This is a genomic window from Brevundimonas sp. CURTG3B2_SDJG, assembly GCF_057364705.1.
Window position 1 is genome coordinate 1 of sequence record NZ_JBNFOJ010000303.1, and the last position, 3,287, is coordinate 3,287.

Sequence of the window (3,287 nt, forward strand, 5' to 3'; positions counted from 1 at the left end):
GGCCACGGCCGCCGCCGCCGACCAGGATGGCGGGACGGCGGCAGCCCTCGACCACGTGCCGTGCGGTGACCCAGCGGCCCTCGCGGGCGATGGAAAAGGCCGTGCCCGAAGCGGGCTGGAAGGGAATGTCCGGGGCGTTGACGGTGACCGCCGGGTCGAAGGGGGTCACCGGGCCCAGCAGGGCGCCCTCGATCTCGTCGGGCGGCGGAGGCGCTGGGGGCGCGTCGGCGTTCTCGCGGCGATTGAGGGACGCGATGAGCAATGCGCCCAGAACGGCCGAATAGATCAGCCAGTCGGGAGGACGGAAACCCATGGCATCACCCCGTCAGGGCGGCGGCGAGGATCAGGGCGGTCGCCAGCTTGGCCCCGACCAGGAGGACGGCGGCGGAGACCTCGCCTTCGCGGATGCGCTGGGGCAGGCCGGTCAGCAGCATGTCGACGATGCGGAAGGCCAGCAGCTGTAGCACCACGGTGGCGACGCCCCAGAGCGCGATGTCCTTGATCGAGGTCGAGACGCTGAGGCTGACCGCGAGAGGAATGGCCAGGCCGACCAGGACGCCGGCGAAGGCGACGGCGGCGGCCGAGTTGCCCTCGCGGATCAGGGCGATCTCCTTCCACGGGGTGAACAGAGCGTAGATCACCGCCCCCGCCGCCATCAGCGCCAGGGTGACGGCCAGATGGGCCATGGTCGTGGGAAAGCCGGTCGCGAAGGCCTGCACCTCGGCGCTTTCGAGCACTTTGGAAAGGGACGAGGAGTCCATGGGGGTCCGAAGGTCAGAGACCTGCGACGATTGCCTGTTTTCCGCCCCAATCCGCAAGCGCAGCCGGGCCACAGTTGGTGAGGAATTGTTTCAGCACCCCAAGGGGTGGGGGGTGGGGGTGGCTAGGTTCGATCGACATTCAGTCGATAGCCTTGGCCTCTCCGATCCTTGTTTTCCGTCATGGCCGGGCTTGTCCCGGCCATCCAGGATCACGATCGGGGCCCTTGGAGGTCTCGACCTCCGCCTTTCGTGTTCATGGATTCCCGGCGGGTTCACCCCTCGGGCGAGGCCGCGCAAGCGGCGCGACCCGGGGGCCGGGAATGACGGGTTTGAAGGTCGATTGCACCTGGTGACTAGCGAGTTCGAGCCCCGCCCCTAGACACCGGCGGAAGCTGACGACTTGCACTGGGAGTGCATGGACGAGTCCACTAGCCACTAGCCACTAGCCACTAGCCACTAGCCACTAGCCACTAGCCACTAGCCACTAGCCACTAGCCACTAGCCACTAGCCCTCGCCAGCCGTCAGGCGGCCGCGGCGGCCTTGCGCAACGCCGACGCGCGGATCTTCTCGCTCTCGGACTTCAGCTGGCCGCAGGCGGCCAGGATGTCGCGGCCGCGTGGCGTGCGGATCGGCGAGGCGTAGCCGGCCTTGTTCAGGATGGCGGCGAAGCGCTCGATCGTCTTCCAGTCCGAGCACTGGTAGTCCGTGCCGGGCCAGGGGTTAAACGGGATCAGGTTCACCTTGGCCGGGATGCCCTCGATCAGCTTCAGCAACGCCCTGGCTTCTTCCGGGCTGTCGTTGACGCCCTTCAGCATCACGTATTCGAAGGTCACGCGACGGGCGTTGGACAGGCCCGGATAGGCGCGGATGGCGGCCATCAGCTGGTCCAGCGGATACTTCTTGTTCAGCGGCACCAGGACGTCGCGCAGCGGATCGTTGGTGGCGTGCAGGCTGATGGCCAGCATGGCGGCGGTGCGGTCGCCCAGGGCCTGGAGCTGCGGCACGACGCCCGATGTCGAGACCGTGATCCGGCGGCGCGACAGGGCGATGCCCTCGTTGTCCGAGATGATGTCGATGGCCGAGGCGACGTGGTCCAGATTGTACAGCGGCTCGCCCATGCCCATGAACACGATGTTCGACAGGCGGCGGTCCTCCTTGGGCGAGGGCCATTCGCCCAGGTCGTCGCGGGCGACCTGGACCTGGGCCACGATCTCGGCGGCGGTCAGGTTGCGGACCAGCTTCTGGGTGCCGGTGTGGCAGAAGGTGCAGTTCAGGGTGCAGCCGACCTGGCTGGACACGCACAGGGCGCCGGCGCGGCCGACGTCGGGAATGTAGACCGCCTCGATCTCGATCCCCGGGGCGGTGCGGATCAGCCATTTGCGGGTGCCATCCTTGGACACCTGGCGCTCGACGATCTCCGGGCGGGCCAGGGTGAAGGCCTCGGCGAGCTTGGCGCGGGTCTCCTTGGCCACGTCGCTCATCAGGGCGAAGTCGACGACGCCGTAGTGGTGGATCCAGCGCCAGACCTGCGAGGCGCGCATCTTGGCCTTCTCGGGCGGGCAGATCCCGGCGTCGATCAGCGCCTGGCGCAGCTCCTCGCGCGTCAATCCGCTAAGATTGACGGGGGCCGCCGGCTTGGCGGTCGGCGTGCGCGAAAGGTCGAGCGTCAGGCTCAAGGCGGCGTCCTGAGGTTGCGGGAGGCGCGGCTTATACCACAGATCGCGCTGGATTTAAGGCGGTTCACCTCCCCATCGCCCATGCAAGGCGATGGGGAGGACAGATCGCGAAGCGATCAGGAGGGGGCGACACCGGCGGAGGCCGGGTAGAGCTCAAATCACATCGGCCGGCGCCGCCCTCTCCTGGTCGTCGCTGACGCGCCGACCTGTCCTCTCCATTCGCTCCGAGCGAATGGAGAGGTGAACCTCAGTCCGCCGTGTCCTCGATGTGGTGGATCTGGTCGTCGTCCAGGCCGAAGTGATGGCCGATCTCGTGGATCAGGACGTGGGAGATGATCTCGCTGAGGCCGACGTCGCCGCGCTCGGCCCATTCGTCCAGGATCGGGCGGCGGTACAGGAAGATGCGGGACGGCTCAGGCGCCGGGCCCATGCCGTCGCGCAGGCCGATGTCGACGCCGTGGTAGAGGCCGGTCAGCTCGAACGGGTCCTCCATGCCGAAGCCGGCCAGGACTTCGTCCGAGGCGAAGTCGTCGACACGGAGGACCACGTCGCCGGCCAGGGTGCGGAAGGGGTCGGGCAGGGCGTCGAAGGCCTCGCGCGCAAGGCGGGCGAAGTCGTCGAGCGAGGGGGCGAGCTGGTCGGTCCAGTCAGAGGGCATCGGCGTGGCGGGTGACGAGTGGCGGGTGACGAGAGGTAGGCGCCCGACCGGCTCAGGTCAAAAGCGACTCCGCAGCGCATGGGCTCGTCACTCGCCACTCGCCACTCGGCGCTCATCGGGTATGGTTTACCGAATCGGGGGCGTGGGGTCCCCACAGGGTTGAGGATGGCCGAGGCGACATCGCCTATGTC

At 68.1% G+C, this 3,287-nt stretch carries 3 protein-coding genes and 1 pseudogene; all 4 read right to left on the reverse strand.

Going from position 1 to position 3,287, the window contains the following annotated elements:
* Positions 1 to 313 (reverse strand): annotated as a pseudogene (locus tag AC2W7C_RS15505) (S1 family peptidase); the annotation flags it as partial.
* 4 nt (positions 314 to 317) lie between these two features.
* Positions 318 to 761 carry a DUF350 domain-containing protein gene (locus AC2W7C_RS15510; RefSeq protein ID WP_486002208.1) on the reverse strand — a complete coding sequence of 148 codons (444 nt, stop codon included), beginning with the start codon at positions 759 to 761 and terminating at the stop codon, positions 318 to 320.
* 522 nt (positions 762 to 1,283) lie between these two features.
* Positions 1,284 to 2,438, reverse strand: a complete 1,155-nt coding sequence (gene rlmN / locus AC2W7C_RS15515) for a dual-specificity RNA methyltransferase RlmN (protein WP_486002209.1) — start codon at positions 2,436 to 2,438, stop codon at positions 1,284 to 1,286.
* Between the two features lie 247 nt (positions 2,439 to 2,685).
* Entirely contained in the window at positions 2,686 to 3,096 is a 411-nt protein-coding gene (locus AC2W7C_RS15520; RefSeq protein WP_486002210.1) for a metallopeptidase family protein, read from the reverse strand.
* Between the last annotated feature and the right edge of the window lie 191 nt (positions 3,097 to 3,287).

What these genes read in the sequence shown, in the direction of transcription:
- AC2W7C_RS15510 (WP_486002208.1), bottom strand. Translation starts at nt 761, where the DNA reads ATGGACTCCTCGTCCCTTTCCAAAGTGCTCGAAAGCGCCGAGGTGCAG.
- AC2W7C_RS15520 (WP_486002210.1), bottom strand. Translation starts at nt 3,096, where the DNA reads ATGCCCTCTGACTGGACCGACCAGCTCGCCCCCTCGCTCGACGACTTC.